The sequence below is a fragment of the Allobacillus sp. SKP2-8 genome (genome assembly GCF_007559355.1).
Taxonomy (GTDB): domain Bacteria; phylum Bacillota; class Bacilli; order Bacillales; family Alkalibacillaceae; genus Allobacillus; species Allobacillus halotolerans.
In genome coordinates, this window is the sequence record NZ_VMHF01000001.1 from 108,795 (window position 1) to 124,158 (window position 15,364).

The 15,364-nt window shown below is 39.5% G+C and carries 17 protein-coding genes; all 17 read left to right on the top strand.

What is annotated here, in order from left to right; translation table 11 throughout:
* The first annotated feature begins 53 nt into the window (after positions 1 to 53).
* The 17 genes from FPQ10_RS00550 (at position 54) to FPQ10_RS00630 (ending at position 15,328) form a co-directional block, all read left to right on the top strand.
* Entirely contained in the window at positions 54 to 1,169 is a 1,116-nt protein-coding gene (locus tag FPQ10_RS00550) for an endonuclease Q family protein (protein WP_144160117.1), read from the top strand.
* A gap of 75 nt (positions 1,170 to 1,244) precedes the next feature.
* A complete protein-coding gene (spoIIM, locus tag FPQ10_RS00555) occupies positions 1,245 to 1,874 on the top strand; it encodes a stage II sporulation protein M (RefSeq protein WP_144158645.1) in 630 nt (209 codons plus the stop codon).
* A gap of 117 nt (positions 1,875 to 1,991) precedes the next feature.
* Complete coding sequence (gene fur, locus FPQ10_RS00560) at positions 1,992 to 2,450, top strand: ferric iron uptake transcriptional regulator (protein WP_144158648.1); 459 nt, start codon at positions 1,992 to 1,994, stop codon at positions 2,448 to 2,450.
* Positions 2,451 to 2,621: 171 nt separating this feature from the next.
* Entirely contained in the window at positions 2,622 to 3,509 is an 888-nt protein-coding gene (gene xerD / locus FPQ10_RS00565) for a site-specific tyrosine recombinase XerD (RefSeq protein WP_144158651.1), read from the top strand.
* Between the two features lie 39 nt (positions 3,510 to 3,548).
* The gene (gene deoB / locus FPQ10_RS00570) at positions 3,549 to 4,724 is read left to right on the top strand and encodes a phosphopentomutase (RefSeq protein WP_144158654.1); all 1,176 of its coding nucleotides are present in this window, start codon (positions 3,549 to 3,551) and stop codon (positions 4,722 to 4,724) included.
* A 22-nt stretch (positions 4,725 to 4,746) separates the two neighbouring features.
* Entirely contained in the window at positions 4,747 to 5,568 is an 822-nt protein-coding gene (locus FPQ10_RS00575; protein ID WP_370512013.1) for a purine-nucleoside phosphorylase, read from the top strand.
* A gap of 15 nt (positions 5,569 to 5,583) precedes the next feature.
* The gene (locus FPQ10_RS00580) at positions 5,584 to 6,888 is read left to right on the top strand and encodes a pyrimidine-nucleoside phosphorylase (RefSeq protein ID WP_144158657.1); all 1,305 of its coding nucleotides are present in this window, start codon (positions 5,584 to 5,586) and stop codon (positions 6,886 to 6,888) included.
* A gap of 184 nt (positions 6,889 to 7,072) precedes the next feature.
* The gene (locus FPQ10_RS00585; protein ID WP_144158660.1) at positions 7,073 to 8,245 is read left to right on the top strand and encodes a D-alanyl-D-alanine carboxypeptidase family protein; all 1,173 of its coding nucleotides are present in this window, start codon (positions 7,073 to 7,075) and stop codon (positions 8,243 to 8,245) included.
* Between the two features lie 77 nt (positions 8,246 to 8,322).
* Complete coding sequence (gene spoIIAA / locus FPQ10_RS00590; protein WP_144158663.1) at positions 8,323 to 8,676, top strand: anti-sigma F factor antagonist; 354 nt, start codon at positions 8,323 to 8,325, stop codon at positions 8,674 to 8,676.
* The gene (spoIIAB, locus tag FPQ10_RS00595) at positions 8,673 to 9,113 is read left to right on the top strand and encodes an anti-sigma F factor (protein WP_144158666.1); all 441 of its coding nucleotides are present in this window, start codon (positions 8,673 to 8,675) and stop codon (positions 9,111 to 9,113) included. The genes spoIIAA and spoIIAB overlap by 4 nt, the downstream gene beginning before the upstream one ends.
* A gap of 9 nt (positions 9,114 to 9,122) precedes the next feature.
* Positions 9,123 to 9,875 carry an RNA polymerase sporulation sigma factor SigF gene (gene sigF / locus FPQ10_RS00600; protein ID WP_144158669.1) on the top strand — a complete coding sequence of 251 codons (753 nt, stop codon included), beginning with the start codon at positions 9,123 to 9,125 and terminating at the stop codon, positions 9,873 to 9,875.
* A 1,085-nt stretch (positions 9,876 to 10,960) separates the two neighbouring features.
* The gene (locus FPQ10_RS00605; protein WP_186278479.1) at positions 10,961 to 11,575 is read left to right on the top strand and encodes a stage V sporulation protein AA; all 615 of its coding nucleotides are present in this window, start codon (positions 10,961 to 10,963) and stop codon (positions 11,573 to 11,575) included.
* Positions 11,565 to 11,984 (top strand): stage V sporulation protein AB, encoded by a 420-nt coding sequence (locus FPQ10_RS00610; protein WP_144158675.1) that lies wholly within the window; start codon positions 11,565 to 11,567, stop codon positions 11,982 to 11,984. The genes FPQ10_RS00605 and FPQ10_RS00610 overlap by 11 nt, the downstream gene beginning before the upstream one ends.
* Before the next feature lie 14 nt (positions 11,985 to 11,998).
* Positions 11,999 to 12,445, top strand: coding sequence for a stage V sporulation protein AC (gene spoVAC, locus FPQ10_RS00615; RefSeq protein WP_144158678.1), 447 nt, complete (start codon positions 11,999 to 12,001; stop codon positions 12,443 to 12,445).
* Between the two features lie 18 nt (positions 12,446 to 12,463).
* Positions 12,464 to 13,471: a stage V sporulation protein AD gene (spoVAD, locus tag FPQ10_RS00620; protein WP_144158681.1), complete on the top strand. Its 1,008-nt coding sequence runs from the start codon at positions 12,464 to 12,466 to the stop codon at positions 13,469 to 13,471.
* Positions 13,471 to 13,827, top strand: coding sequence for a stage V sporulation protein AE (spoVAE, locus tag FPQ10_RS00625; protein WP_144158684.1), 357 nt, complete (start codon positions 13,471 to 13,473; stop codon positions 13,825 to 13,827). The genes spoVAD and spoVAE overlap by 1 nt, the downstream gene beginning before the upstream one ends.
* A gap of 13 nt (positions 13,828 to 13,840) precedes the next feature.
* Entirely contained in the window at positions 13,841 to 15,328 is a 1,488-nt protein-coding gene (locus FPQ10_RS00630; RefSeq protein WP_144158687.1) for a spore germination protein, read from the top strand.
* The last annotated feature ends 36 nt before the right edge of the window (positions 15,329 to 15,364 follow it).

The window sequence follows — 15,364 nt, forward strand, 5'->3', positions numbered from 1 at the left end:
CATTGAGTTTATCGACTTTCTATGCAGATATTCATATTCATATCGGAGAAACGATGTATGGGAAGCCAGTGAAGATTTCTGCTTCCAACCAATTAAAACTGTCAACGATCATGGAATTTGTAAAAGAGAAGAAGGGACTGGACCTAATTGGAATCATCGATGCCCACGTTCCGGCTGTTCTTGAAGAAATCGAATTATCCATAAAGAATAATGAGTATATCGAATTGCCTGATGGCGGTATTTCCAACGGGTCGGTAACCGTTTTACTAGGTTCGGAAATAGAGATATACGATTCAAAGAGCAATGGTCCGATTCATATTCTTTGCTTCTTTTCAACGCTTGAACGAATGAAGAACTTTGCCCAATGGTATCGTCAATACGTCAGTAATCCAGAACTAAGTTCTCAACGAATTTACACTGAAGGAAAGGCACTCCAAAAAAAAGTGAAGGAATTACAAGGTTTATTTATTCCTGCTCATATTTTCACACCCTTTAAAAGCTTATATGGAAAAGGAGTGAAGAAGAGCTTGACAGAGGTCTTTGACCCAACACAAATTGATGCTGTTGAATTAGGGTTAAGTTCAGATACGGACATGGTAAGGAACATCGAAGAAATAAAACCTTATCCTTTCCTCACCAATTCGGATGCTCATTCATTGGAAAAGATTGCTCGTGAATACAACGCACTGCAATTAAAAGAAGCAACGTTCAAGGAATTTGAGAAAGCTTTAAAGAAAGAAGCGGGAAGAAAGATTCAAGCAAATTATGGAATGAATCCACATTTAGGAAAATATCATCATACGGTGTGCAAAGCTTGTCAGACAACCGAGATCATTGGGACGGTTTGTCCAAACTGTGGCTCGACCAATGTGATTCGAGGAGTCAGTGAGCGTATAAAGGACTTATCTTCAAACCGTAATAGCACTATCGAAAGACCACCTTACATTCATCAGGTTCCTTTGGATTATATTCCAGGATTAGGTCCTAAAACACTCGAACGCTTAAGAAAGCATTTACATCACGATATGTATATCATTCATCAAGCTAGCTTCGACCAGTTGAAAGAGAATTCCAATGAACGAATTGCTAGAAAAATATTAGATTTACGAGAAGGGAAAATCTCTGTTCAAGCTGGTGGTGGTGGCGTTTACGGTAAAATCATCGATTAATTCATGATCTTTCGTTCTAGTTTTATGATTCCTCACATAGATTTTTAATAGGAAATTGAGATTGGGGGATCTGAAATGAAACGATGGATCAAAGGGTCGTTATATACAATCGAACCCTATATCAGCTTATATGTCTTTTTGTTTGTCTTATTTGTGATTGGTGTTATTTTTGGAGCGAATTTGGTCGGGAACTTGAATTTTTTACAACAACAAGACCTGTTATTCTTTGTCGAAAACTATTTTCAAATGCTTGAAAGACCAGCAGATCAAGCGATTATGGATAGCTTTCTGAACATCTTGTATACACACGGTAAATATATGATATTTTTATTCCTTTTTGGTTTATCATTTGTTGGTCTCCCCATTGTATGGTTTTTATTATTTTTAAAAGGGGTAGTCGTTGGTTTTACAGTTGGTTTTCTCGTTCATCAATTGGCTTGGGATGGTTTTTTTATCTCACTCGTTTCGATCGCTCCACAAAATTTGTTGATCATCCCAGCTTATCTATTCTTGGCTGCAGGAAGTATGATTTTCAGTATCCGTGTGATGCGCTTATTATTTAGCCGGTTGGGCAACAAAGCTTCGATTGGAGAAGTGTTGAGGAACTATTTTAAGAATCTAGCCATTTCCTTTTGTATTCTTTTGGCAGGATGTGTAGTAGAAATATTGATTTCCAGCCAAGCGATCCACTTAGTTATCAATTAATAATGATTATAGGATGATATTCATTATAATCTGCTATTAATAATCATTTTAATTTGACACGTTCAACACTCTTACTTATAATAAAACTTGAACGAGTAAGAGGAGAGGTGCATAAAAGTGGAGAACCGCATTGAAAAGATCAAAAAACAACTTTCATCTCAAAGCTATAAGTTGACACCACAGCGCGAAGCCACCGTGCGTGTATTGCTGGAACATGAAGAAGACCACTTAAGTGCCGAAGATATTTATCTCCTCGTAAAGGAAAAAGCACCGGAAATTGGGTTGGCCACGGTATATCGAACATTGGAATTGTTATCTGAATTAAAAGTGGTCGACAAAATCAACTTTGGCGATGGTGTTTCTCGTTATGACCTCAGAAAAGAAGGGGCAGAACATTTTCATCACCATCTCGTTTGTGTGGAGTGTGGCTCCGTAAAGGAAATTGAAGAGGATTTACTCGGTGATGTTGAAGCCATTGTTCAGACAAGATGGTCTTTTGAAGTGAAAGATCACCGCTTAACCTTTCATGGTGTTTGTGAACAGTGTCAAACAATTTCCAGCAAAGTCAATTCGTAAAATAAAATAAATAACAGATGATAAGATGATCTCGGAGTGTTCGGGTTCATCTTTTTAATTTTCTTGGATATTCTTTCGTACATATAGTTTTTTAGTGAAATGAAGGGCTGTAGTATGATAAATTCTTACTATAGCCTTTTTTATGTCACACCATTTGAGGGAGATACCGTCATGGATAATGAAATTGCTGATTTTGTTCACTATTTGACGATTGAAAAGGGATTGGCAGAAAATACGGTAAAATCGTATGAGAGAGATTTAAAACAATACCAATTTTTCTTGGAAAACGAATACACCATCCATCAAGTCAAGCAGATTGAGCGACCACACATTAAACATTTTTTGCTGTCTTTAAAGGAACAAGATAAATCAACGGCTTCAATATCTCGAATGATATCAACCATTCGTTCTTTTCATCATTTTTTGATCTATGAGCGTTTAGCGGAGCATGATCCGAGCCTACATATTGAAACGCCTAAAAAAGAACGGATGTTGCCGAAAGTTCTTTCAAGTCAAGAAGTAGAGTCTTTACTCGACATTCAAGGTGACTCACCTTTTGACCTCCGGAACAAAGCAATGTTGGAGATGCTGTATGCAACCGGACTACGAATTTCTGAATTACTATCCTTGGAATTGGATGATCTTCATTTAACGATGGGATTCGTACGAATAACGGGAAAAGGCGGGAAGGAGCGTATTGTACCGCTTGGAAAACATGCACAAGAGGCAATAGAAGGTTATGTGGAGATGGCTCGTTCTCAATTGGAAAAAAAGAACCAATCAGACGCTCTATTTCTGAATCATCACGGGAATCCGATGAGCCGACAAGGTTTTTGGAAAGTGTTAAAGGGAATTGTCTTAAAGAAAGGGATTCAAAAAGATGTATCGCCACATATGTTGCGCCATTCTTTTGCTACACACTTGTTAGAGAATGGGGCTGACTTGCGTGCTGTTCAAGAAATGTTGGGCCATTCGGATATTTCAACAACGCAGATTTACACACATGTGACAAAAACAAGGTTAAAAGATATTTATCATACCTATCATCCTCGGGCATAATACGAATTGGAAACTAACACAAAACGGAGGAGTTTTTTTATGGATTTTAAACGCGTATTTTTAATCGTTATGGATTCTGTAGGAATTGGAGAAGCACCTGATGCAAAGGAATTTAAAGATGTAGGTGCCGATACCCTCGGACACATAGCAGAAAAAATGAACGGATTGACTATGCCGAATATGAGTAAGCTTGGTTTAAGTAATATTCGTGAAATTCAAGGGATTGAGAAAGCGGAACAACCAAAGTCACATTTTACAAAAATGGAAGAAGCATCGAGTGGAAAGGATACAATGACTGGACACTGGGAAATGATGGGTCTTCGCATTGATCAGCCTTTCCGTACATTTCCTGATGGATTTCCAAATGAGTTAATTGAAAAGATTGAGAATAAATTCGGACGCAAAATCATTGGAAACAAACCTGCATCCGGTACGGAAATCATTAAAGAACTTGGTGAGGCACATGTAGAAACTGGTGCATTAATCGTATATACTTCAGCTGATTCTGTTTTACAAATCGCAGCTCATGAGGAAGTTGTTCCGCTTGATGAATTATATGAAATCTGTGAGTATGTAAGAGAAATTACGAAAGACGAGCCATATATGATCGGTCGGATTATCGCACGACCTTTTATTGGAAAACCTGGTGAGTTCGAACGTACTTCCAACCGTCATGACTATGCATTGAAACCATTCGGTCGTACAGTCATGAATGAACTGAAAGACAGCAACTATGATGTCATTGCGATCGGAAAAATTTCAGACATCTATGATGGTGAAGGAATTACGAAAGCCATTCGAACAAAAGACAATATGGATGGAATGGATCAAATTCATCAAACGATGAAAATGGATTTCACCGGTATCAGTTTCTTGAATTTAGTTGATTTTGATGCGAAGTTCGGCCATAGAAGGGACCCAATTGGATACGGTGAAGCTTTGGAAGCTTTTGACGAACGTCTACCTGAGCTACTTGAACAGTTGACAGAAGATGATTTACTCATCATCACTGCCGATCATGGTAACGATCCTGTGCACCACGGAACAGACCATACGAGGGAGTATGTTCCTTTACTGGTTCATCATAAGAACATCAATACGGGTGAGGAATTACCAATTCGTAAAACATTCGCAGATGTTGGGGCGACCATTGCTGATAATTTCAACATTAAACTACCAACACACGGCGAAAGCTTTTTAAAAGACATTCGATAAGTAGTAAAGGGGCGTTAATGAAATGCAGTTAATGAATCAAATTGAAGAAGCTAAACAATTTATTCAACGTAAATTAAACAAGCAAGAACCTACGATTGGACTGATTCTCGGTTCAGGGTTAGGTGTATTGGCTGATTATATCGAGGAACCTACAACCATTCCTTATGAACAGATTCCTCACTTTCCAAAGTCCACAGTAGCTGGGCATAAGGGGCAGTTGGTCATTGGTGAACTTGAAGGACAATCGGTTTTGGCCATGCAAGGTAGGTTTCATTATTATGAGGGCTATCCAATGGAAGCTGTGACATTTCCAGTGCTGGTGATGAATGCACTAGGTATTGATCAATTAATCGTTACGAATGCTGCAGGTGGTATTAATGAAAATTTTGAACCTGGCGATTTAATGATTATTCAGGATCATATTAATATGATGGGAACAAATCCATTAATTGGCCCCAATCCTGATGAACTTGGACCTCGGTTCCCGGATATGTCTCAAGCTTATAATAAAACGTTACGTAACATTGCTGAAGAAACAGCAAATGAGCTAGGACATACCATTCGTAAAGGCGTATATGTAGGGAATTCAGGGCCAACTTATGAAACAAGCAGCGAAATAAAAATGTTACGTATTCTCGGCGGCGATGCCGTTGGAATGTCAACTGTTCCTGAGGTTATTGTTGCGAACCACTCAGGAATGAGTGTTTTAGGGATTTCTTGTATTTCCAATATGGCAGCAGGTATATTGGACCAACCGTTGTCTCATGAAGAAGTGATCGAGACAACTGAGCGTGTGCGTGCGGATTTCATCCAAATCGTTCGCTCGATTCTAACGAAAATGTAAAACGGAGTGAACAATATGAGAATGTACGATATTATTGCCAAAAAGCGTGATGGGGAAGTTTTGACCCAAGAGGAAATCCAATTCTTCATCGATGGTTACACTTCTGGGGAAATTCCTGATTATCAAGCAAGTGCCTTTGCCATGGCGCTTTATTTCCAAGGCATGAACAAAGAAGAACGTGCAGCCATTACGATGGCGATGGCACAATCCGGTGACATGATCGATTTATCAGAAATAGAAGGAACGAAAGTCGATAAACATTCGACTGGTGGCGTTGGCGACACGACTACATTGATTCTCGCTCCACTGGTTGCTTCTGTTGGTGTACCAGTTGCGAAGATGAGTGGAAGAGGTCTCGGCCATACTGGTGGAACGATTGATAAGCTCGAATCTGTACCAGGATTTCATGTAGAACTATCCAAAGAAGAGTTTATTCAAAACGTCAATGAGAGAAAAGTATCCGTCATTGGTCAATCTGGAAATTTAACACCGGCAGATAAAAAATTATATGCACTTCGTGACGTTACTGCGACTGTCAACTCCATTCCGTTGATTGCCAGTTCGATTATGAGTAAAAAAATAGCTGCAGGCGCAGATGCGATTGTTTTGGATGTAAAAACGGGTGCTGGTGCATTTATGAAAAAAGAAAGTGAATCCGTTGATTTAGCTAAAGCAATGGTTGAGATCGGAAACTCCGTTGGCAGAAATACAATGGCGGTGATCAGTGATATGAGTCAACCGCTTGGAAATGCAATCGGAAATGCCTTAGAGGTTAAGGAAGCAATTGATACCTTAAATGGGACTGGACCCGAAGATTTAACGAAGTTATCGTTAACGCTAGGTAGTCAAATGGTTGTTTTAGCAGGTCAAGCAGAAAACCTTACCGAAGCATGGTCATTATTAGAAAAAAGTATTGAAAATGGGGATGCTTTGAAAAAATTCAAAGAGTTTTTAGCTTCACAAGGCGGAGATGCGTCCGTTGTCGATGAACCTACTTTATTGCCACAGGCAAAGCATCAATTTGAGGTTCTTGCTGATGAATCTGGTTATATTCACGAGATTGTAGCAGATGAAGTTGGTCATGCAGCAAGTATGTTAGGTGCTGGAAGGTTAACAAAGGATGCAGAAATCGACCTTTCTGTTGGAATTGTATTGCAGAAAAAAGTAGGCGATACCATTGAAAAAGGAGAGCCATTATTGACGATTCATAGCAATCATGAAGAAGTTAAAGAAGTTCAAGAAAAGCTGAAAGAAAATATCAAAATTTCACCAGAACCATTGATTCCGCCAGATTTAATCCGTCAAATCATTACGAAATAAGCAAGCTGTGCAGAATGAACCCAAGCTAAGGTACTCCAACCTTTGCTTGGGTTTTTTTATGGTGTTCTATTCGAAAATAAGACATTTATATAGCTTTCCTTTTCATTAAATACTAAAACAGTGTAATAATTTCTCGAATCATGGAAAAAATATCAAGCAGAACTAATGGAGGGAAGGGAAGTTTATGATTCGTAAGGTATCCATTCTTATGGTGATTATTTTCGTAATGATTCCAGGCTTTTCTGTATTCGGAGAAGAAGCGGAATTAACTGATCATTCATCGAGCTCTTTTTTAATGGAGGTAGATACAGGTACAGTGCTACATGAAAAAAATGCCCACAAACCGTTACCACCTGCAAGTATGACAAAGCTTATGACACTACTATTGATCATGGAGGAGATCGACCAAGGAAAGTTAACATTAAGTGAATCAGTGCGTGTCAGTGAATATGCTGCATCAATGGGTGGTTCTCAAATTTTTTTAGAACCAAACGAGGAAATGTCGGTTGAAGATTTACTGAAGAGTATTGCGATCGCATCAGCTAATGACTCATCGGTTGCTTTAGCTGAAAGAATTGCCGTATCTGAAGAAAATTTCGTTAAGCGTATGAATGAGCGAGCAAAAGAATTAGGGCTTAAAAACACAACGTTCAAAAACGTAACAGGACTACACGCGGAAGGCCATGTAAGCTCTGCTTATGATCTGGCTAAAATTGCGCAAGAGCTTTTGAAGCATGATGAAATCACTTCTTATACTAAAATTTATGAAGATTATTTACGAAAAGGGACCGATGAAGAATTTTGGTTAGTCAATACAAATAAATTGGTGAAATTTTATCAAGGTGTCGACGGATTAAAAACAGGATATACAGATGAAGCGAAATACGGTCTGACTGCCACTGCAAAGCGTGGAGATATGCGGGTGATCGCGGTCTCCATGGGAGCGAAAACCGTCAAGGATCGAAATGCTGACGTGACCAATATGTTGGACTATGCGTTCAGTCATTATGAACTCCATAAATTGCATGATAAAGAAACGCCTTTGTATACGTGGTCCCACTTAAAATCAAAACAAGACGAATTGAACTTAGTCGCCGATCAAAATGTTTCTGTCCTATTATCAAAAGGAGAAGAGATGGAAGACTATGAAACGGTCGTTAAACCTGGAAATATAGACAAGTGGCCAATCAAGCAAGGGGAACAATTAGGTGATCTGCACGTTAAGAAAGGCGACACCACAATCAAAAAAATTCCACTCTACGTAAAAGAAGACGTAGAAGAAGCGAGATTGTTAAAATTGTTTAATCGTGTCGGAAAGTTCTTGCATCAAGGATATAAAACGTCGAATATGAACTAGTTTTGTCAGTGAGAAGGATTTTTCATAAGAAGTAAAGAAAGACTCAAGTAGCTAAAACCAAGAGGAGGGGTATGGCCTTGAGTCTTACTTATGATTTTGAACAAAAACAAGATGTCTTACTGGTTCGACTGACAGGTGAGTTGGACCATCATGAAGCAGAGCAGTTAAAAAACGATTGGCAGTCGTATTTACAAAACGGAATGACAAAACATGTTGTCGTGAATTTGGAAAATCTACACTTTATGGATTCGTCAGGGTTAGGTGTATTTCTCGGCCGATATAAAGAAGTGAAGGAAATTGGCGGTGAAATGGTCATCTGCTCAATTAATTATGATGTTCAACGATTATTTGAGTTATCGGGTTTGTTTAAAATTATCGATGCAGCAGATAATGAAGCAGCCGCACTCGCTCGTTTGGGGGTGGCGCTATGAGTAATTTCATGAAAGTGGAATTTTCCGCCAAAAGTGAAAATGAATCATTTGCCCGTACAACAGTTGCTGCTTTCATTGCTCAGTTAGACCCAACGGTTGAAGAACTAACGGAAATTAAGACAGTCGTCTCTGAGGCGGTAACCAACGCAATTATTCATGGATATGAAGAAAATGAGGAAGGAACCGTGTTGATCGAATGCGAACTCAAAGATCAAGATATCTCCTTGACGATCCGCGACTTCGGCAATGGGATTGAGGATGTTGATGAAGCCATTCAACCAATGTATACATCGAAACCAGAATTAGAACGATCTGGAATGGGTTTTACCATTATGGAAAATTTTATGGATCACTTTGAAATTGAATCAATTCCCAATCACGGGACAACGGTCACGCTGAGAAAAAAGTTTCTAAATAACCAATCGGCTTACAATTAGGTGATGCCGATGAGCCAAAACAGTCAGATCAAAAAGAATATATCACTCAGTAATGAAAGAGTCCGTGAATTGATTGAAAGAAGTCAAAGTGGTGATGAAAACGCCCGTGATGAAATCGTCGAACATAACACCCGGCTCGTATGGTCTGTTGTCCAACGATTTTTGAATCGAGGATATGAACCAGATGATCTATTTCAAATCGGATGTATTGGATTGATTAAATCCATTGATAAATTCGATTTGTCTTATGATGTGCGATTCTCTACATACGCTGTACCAATGATCATCGGGGAAATTCAGCGTTTTATCAGAGATGATGGCTCTTTGAAGGTGAGTCGCTCCTTAAAGGAATTGAACAATAAAATTCGTATTAAAAAAGACGAACTAACCAAGCAACTCGGTGAATCACCATCTATTTCGATGCTAAGTGAAGAGATGAATATTCCGAAAGAGGATATCCTCTTAGCACTTGAGGCAAATCAACAACCACATTCGATTCATGAAACGGTTTATGAGAATGAAGGAGATCCAATCACATTAATGGATCAAATAGCTGATCAGAACACCGAATGGTTTGATCATATTGCATTGAAGGAAGCCGTTCGACATTTAAATGAACGAGAGCGGCTCATTGTATATTTGCGCTACTATAAAGACCAAACTCAATCGGAAGTAGCTGAACGACTGAGTATTTCTCAAGTGCAAGTGTCTCGATTGGAAAAAAACATCCTCCAGCACTTAAAAGAGTATTTGAATCAATAGACAAAAAATAAAAGTTGTTGAAAAAGACGAATAGTAAAATAACAAAGAATTAGCTGGATAGGAAGCGAAACCATAACACGTAGATGTCTGTGGTCAAAGTTGACACTAGTCCCGTCCTGGGTGTCGGAAAGGCACGTGCCTCCGAAACCCTACAGACCAAGTTTTTAGGATGAGGTGGCTCGTGTTGTGTCCGTGGAAAGCGGAGTATATTGATGAAGCGCTATCCAAGTAGGAAACCCGAACGATTTAGATAAATAAATCGTTCGGGTTTTAACTTTGTTTTAGCCACTAATAAAAATGGTGGGACAAGGATAGAAAATTATAGCGAGATCCATTCTATTTGTATGAGAGCATGATTTTATCGCGTTATCCCAGATTAGAACGCTTCAATTCAGGAGTAGGGCAAAAATTTCACCTGCTACCCCCGATTATTAGAACGCTTCAATTCAGGGGTAGCGCCAGAATTTTACCTGCTACCCCCGATTAGAACGCTTCAATTCAGAGGTAGGACCAGAATTTTACCTGCTACCCCCGATTATTAGAACGCTTCAATTCAGGGGTAGCGCCAGAATTTCACCTGCTACCCCCGATTATTAGAACGCTTCAATTCAGGGGTAGCGCCAGAATTTCACCTGCTACCCCCGATTAGAGCGCTTCAATTCAGGGGTAGTGCCAGAATTTTACCCGCTACCCCTGATTAGAGCGCTTCAATTCAGAGGTAGCATCAGAATTTTACTCGCTATCCCCGATTAGAACCCTCCAATTCAGGGGTAGCGCTCTAATTTTGCATTCTACCCCTGATTAGTCCAATTTTTAAGCTAATCGAAGTTAGTACCAAACTACGCGTATGATCATTTTCACCATTTTAAAAGAACGCACTTCCTCATATGATGTTTTGCCCGCATCCGCTTCCACATGATTGCGTACACTCTTACCACTAAATACAACCTAATTATTTTCAGTACGGTACCTCTTTTTAAATTCCGAAATTTAGTCGGGTTAAACTCAAATTTCCAATCGAAATACATGCTTTAAAGATGAACGTACATACTAACGGCTAGAGTCGATTAGTGAAGGTGAAGATGATGGCACATGTGATTTACATTAAATTAAAACACCATAAAACAGTTCAGTCGAATGAAAAAGTTTTTCTGAGGGACATTGCTTGGATTCAAGCTGAGGATGAAGTGAAAAGAAAACTTGAACAGCTTTTCATTTCGGAAGTCAAAAAAGAAGACCTGACTTATAAGGTTCTAGACATATTTACGATTATCGAGAAAATCAGAAAGCTTTATCCGGAATATGAAATAGAAACAATCGGCCCTGCACAAACTATACTTAAACTCCAAAAGAAGCATTCAAAAATATTTCCGTTATACGTTGTTTTTATTTGGTGTCTTTTGTTTATCGGTTCGGCGATGGCCATAATAAATTTTCATTATGACGTTAGCATGGAAGAAGTACAAGAGCGTATCCATTATATGATAACTGGTGAAGAGGGGCGAAGTATTTTATGGTTTCAAATACCTTATTCACTCGGGTTAGGTCTCGGTATGATTTTGTTTTTTAATCATATTTTCAAGAAAAAATTAAATGAAGAGCCAAGCCCATTAGACATTGAAATGCATAACTATGATGAAGATATTCGACGTTATGTTTCTTATCATGAAAATGAACTGGTCGAGCGAAATGAAGATTAATTATTTAGTTGACTTATTTATTGGCTTAGCAGCTGGTTTTACTGTTGGCGCTGGGTTTGTCGCTTTCTTGGCAGTTTTAGGAATCATTCCACGGTTAGCTCAACTGTCAAAGTCAAGAACCTTTATTCACTTTTATGAAAACGCCGTAACTGCTGGTGCAGTGTTCGGTACCTACTTATCGTTTCAGACAGCCATGATTTCAGTTCCGATTCCGATCGAAGTGTTGTGGGGACTGTTACACGGAATTTTTATCGGCATGCTTGCTGCCGCTTTAACCGAAGTGCTCAATGTGTTTCCGATTCTTTTTAAACGTATTCGGTTGAATCGTTATCTATTAACACTCTTACTTGCAATTGTATTAGGCAAAATTTTTGGCTCGCTTTTTCAATGGACAATCTTTGATTTTTAGAAAGGAGCATCTAAATGATTACAAAAGATAACTATAAAGAGAGTGTGAAACCATATCAAGGTAAACCACCACTATTAAAGAATTGCCTGAAAGCTTTTATTGTTGGGGGTCTGATCTGTGTGATCGGACAAGGGTTGACCTATTTTTATATGTACGTATTTGATTTTACAGAAAAACAAGCAGGGAATCCGACGGTAACAACACTGATATTGATATCTGCATTATTGACCGGTTTTGGCGTGTACGATCGCTTAGGAAGTTTTGCAGGCGCAGGTGCTGCTGTACCCGTTACAGGCTTCGCCAACTCGATCACAAGTGCTGCTTTAGAGCATAAGAGTGAAGGAATTCTTTTTGGGATATCAACAAACATGTTTAAGCTAGCTGGGTCTGTAATCGTTTTTGGTACGGTATCTGCTTATGTCGTCGGTTTAATTCGGTATACAATCCAGCAATTACTCTAACAATAGAGGTGATCGCAAGTGAAACAAGGAAAAAATTCATGGAAATTTACAAATGGAGTTTATATTGATGGAAACGCCACGGTAACTGGACCAAAGGAAGCAAAGGGGCCATTGGCAGATACGTTTGATTATAGTTTTGACGATTTATATTGCAACGAAAAAACGTGGGAAAAAGCAGAGCAGGCTTTATTGAAAAAATCAATCGGACTGACGTTATCCAAAACAAATACACGGCAAGATGCTGTCGACCTATTCATTAGTGGTGACCTACTGAATCAAACCATCTCATCCAGCTATGTCGCAAGGGACATGGACATCCCTTTTTTCGGCGTATTCGGTGCTTGCTCAACATCGATGGAAACTGTGGCAATAAGTTCCTCGTTCGTTGACGCAGGTCATTGTTCCAAAGTTGTTGCCGGTACAAGCAGTCATTATTCAACAGCTGAAAGACAATTTCGCTATCCAACAGAGTACGGAATACAAAAACCGAATACTGCACATTGTACAGTGACTGGAGCTGGGTCGGTCTTAGTCCAAAAGGAAAAGGCGGCAATCCAAGTGGAAGGAGCGACAATTGGAAAAGTGATTGACTATGGTGTGACTGATCCGTTGGATATGGGTTCTGCGATGGCACCAGCCGCAGCCAATACGATCGTACAACACTTCAAAGATTTTGGTCGCCAACCAGATGATTACGATATCATCTTGACCGGCGACTTAGCCAGTGTAGGTACACCAATATTAAAAAAATTAACAGAGCAATCAGGCTATGATATCGAGGATGTGCATCAAGATTGTGGACTAATGATTTATCATGATAGCCAAAAAGTGAATGCAGGAGGAAGTGGATGTGCAAGCTCGGCTGTTGTCACTTATGGATATATCATGCAACAAATGATGGATCATAAGCTTGATAAAGTGCTTGTCGTTGCAACTGGTGCATTACTCAGTCCAACGATTGTCCAACAAAAAGAATCCATTCCTTGTATTGCACATGGCGTGGTTATAAAGCGGGTGAAAGACTGATGTTTTTACAGTTTTTATGGGCATTTTTAGTTGGTGGAGCGATCTGTGTAGTAGGTCAACTGTTATTTGATGTCGCAAAGCTTACTCCTGCACATGTAATGTCTTCCTTTGTAGTCGCTGGCGCCGTTTTAGACGGTTTTGATTTATACGACAAATTGATTGAGTTCGCTGGCGCAGGAGCGACCGTGCCGATCACAAGTTTTGGACATAATCTTCTTCACGGCGCCATGGCACAATCAGAAGAACATGGGTTTATGGGAATAGCTGTTGGTATTTTTCAATTGACTTCAGCAGGTATTTCTTCCGCTATTTTATTTGGATTTATCATTGCCTTAATTTTCAAACCAAAAGGCTAAAAGGGGTAATCAAATGGCTCAAGATGTAAAAGGTAAAACAATTGATGCGTCTATCAAAAAAAGCCGTAAAGTCTTCGGTGATCAATTAGGAATCGGAACCTCGTTCGATGTTGGTAGACGCTCACTCCTTGTTTTAGAACATGATGTCGATATTTATTTTGTGAACGGTTTGACTGATTCTGAATATACGATTGAAATCATAAAGAAACTGGTTGAAATCAATGATTTTGAGTCGGAGAAACGGAAATTGGCCGAAATCATAAAAAACCGACTGATGAATCATCAAGTAGAAGAGTTTAAAACTTATGATGATGCCATTAACCAATTATTATCGGGTTTGGTGGTTGTCACCATTGACGGGGAATCATTTGCTCTTGTCGTTGATGTAAGGAATTATCCAGGTCGTGGACCAAAAGAGCCGGATACAGAGAAGGTCGTGCGAGGTGCACGTGACGGATTCACAGAAAATATTATAGAAAACTCAGGGCTAACCAGGAGAAGGATACGAGATGATCGTTTACGCATGGAGATTATGCGTGTCGGTGAGCGCTCACAAACCGATGTATCCATTGCTTATTTAAAAGATGTTGCAGACCCCGGATTGGTCGATGTCATTAAGAAAGAAATTAGTAAAATTAATGTGGACGGCATGGCGATGTCTGATAAAGCATTGGAAGAATTCCTCGTTTCTCAAAGTATTAATCCGTTTCCTTTAGTTCGATACACAGAAAGGCCGGATGTCGCATCAGCTCATTTATTTGAAGGCCATGTCCTCATCTATGTGGATACATCGCCCAGTGTCATGATTACACCGACAACGTTCTTTCATCATGTTCAACATGCAGAAGAAAGTCGGCAAGTTCCATCAGTCGGTACGTTCATTCGTTGGGTGAGATTCTTTGGTGTTATTTTATCAATCTTTTTGCTGCCATTATGGGTACTATTCGCAACACAACCTGAATACTTACCACCGGAGTTATCGTTTATTGGCTTAAAAGAAGAAGGTAATCTGCCAATTATTGTGCAAGTGTTACTGGCAGATATTGGATTGGAATTCATGAGGATTGCGGCCATTCACACACCGACCGCCCTATCGACCGCTATGGGACTTATTGCGGCGGTGTTGATTGGCGAGATCGCAATCACAGTCGGTTTGTTCAGTCCAGAAATTATCTTATACGTAGCAATTAGTGCGATTGGTACCTACTCGACACCAAGCCATGAATTAGGTGTTGCTAATAAACTGGTGAGGATTATGTTGGTCATTGCTGTATCGATATGGGGAGCTGCCGGATTTATAATTGGTGTAACACTGTATTTGCTCCACTTAGTGCGAACAATCTCGCTGAATACGCCTTATTTTTGGCCATTGATTCCTTTTAATGGGAGAGCACTATGGCACGTGTTTATCCGAATGACGGTTCCTCACCAACGTTTCCGTCCGAGCATTGTTCATCCACAATCAGCCGCACGAATGCCTAAGGGAGAAAACACAAAGTAATAAAAAAGTTGTTAAATCAAGTGATTGGAATATAGT

Coding starts and splice junctions, on each gene's coding strand:
- FPQ10_RS00630 (WP_144158687.1), top strand. CDS start 13,841: ATGGCTCAAGATGTAAAAGGTAAAACAATTGATGCGTCTATCAAAAAA.
- FPQ10_RS00605 (WP_186278479.1), top strand. CDS start 10,961: ATGGCACATGTGATTTACATTAAATTAAAACACCATAAAACAGTTCAG.
- xerD (WP_144158651.1), top strand. CDS start 2,622: ATGGATAATGAAATTGCTGATTTTGTTCACTATTTGACGATTGAAAAG.
- FPQ10_RS00550 (WP_144160117.1), top strand. CDS start 54: ATGTATGGGAAGCCAGTGAAGATTTCTGCTTCCAACCAATTAAAACTG.
- sigF (WP_144158669.1), top strand. CDS start 9,123: ATGAGCCAAAACAGTCAGATCAAAAAGAATATATCACTCAGTAATGAA.
- FPQ10_RS00580 (WP_144158657.1), top strand. CDS start 5,584: ATGAGAATGTACGATATTATTGCCAAAAAGCGTGATGGGGAAGTTTTG.
- FPQ10_RS00585 (WP_144158660.1), top strand. CDS start 7,073: ATGATTCGTAAGGTATCCATTCTTATGGTGATTATTTTCGTAATGATT.
- spoVAC (WP_144158678.1), top strand. CDS start 11,999: ATGATTACAAAAGATAACTATAAAGAGAGTGTGAAACCATATCAAGGT.
- FPQ10_RS00610 (WP_144158675.1), top strand. CDS start 11,565: ATGAAGATTAATTATTTAGTTGACTTATTTATTGGCTTAGCAGCTGGT.
- FPQ10_RS00575 (WP_370512013.1), top strand. CDS start 4,747: ATGCAGTTAATGAATCAAATTGAAGAAGCTAAACAATTTATTCAACGT.
- spoVAE (WP_144158684.1), top strand. CDS start 13,471: ATGTTTTTACAGTTTTTATGGGCATTTTTAGTTGGTGGAGCGATCTGT.
- spoIIAB (WP_144158666.1), top strand. CDS start 8,673: ATGAGTAATTTCATGAAAGTGGAATTTTCCGCCAAAAGTGAAAATGAA.
- deoB (WP_144158654.1), top strand. CDS start 3,549: ATGGATTTTAAACGCGTATTTTTAATCGTTATGGATTCTGTAGGAATT.
- spoIIM (WP_144158645.1), top strand. CDS start 1,245: ATGAAACGATGGATCAAAGGGTCGTTATATACAATCGAACCCTATATC.